Here is a 451-nt window from a genome sequence, read left to right on the forward strand (position 1 = left end):
CATCGCCAGCTAATTTCGTTGCCCCAAAATATCAATGCCTTAGCACCTCCTGATACTTTTATTGTTCCGCATCTTAAGTGTTATTTTTTTATCCTTCCGCTTAAACAGTGGCGTTAGGTGTCGTTGGTTTTGCCTAAGAAAGCTTGTCAGTCGTGCATGCGCTTTTTCATCCCTTCGTTGCCAGCAACCCATAAATATCATCGGTTGTTGGCAACAGGGGCAAGGTCGGACAGCTTTAGTTTTAGTAGTGTTTTCGAGCGGCGAAAACACGGTGCCAGCAACGGCTAACATCATGCGTATTCGTTGCCGCAGCTTGGCAGCACTGCCTCTGAGTAATCCACTCTCATTGTTAAGAGTCTCTGACTCGCCGTAAACCTTTCGGCAGCACATGCTGCAGTACCAACCATAGAAACTCAACAGTGGGTAAAGTACGTATTTCAGTGGTGTTGGT

The 451-nt window shown here is 46.6% G+C and carries 1 pseudogene; it reads right to left on the minus strand.

Annotated elements, in window-relative coordinates:
* Positions 1-100: 100 nt before the first annotated feature.
* Positions 101-451: pseudogene (locus AB4153_RS21270) on the minus strand (transposase); the annotation flags it as partial.

Origin of the sequence: Shewanella sp. 10N.286.52.E4 (assembly GCF_041468785.1) — a bacterium.
GTDB lineage: Bacteria > Pseudomonadota > Gammaproteobacteria > Enterobacterales > Shewanellaceae > Shewanella > Shewanella electrodiphila.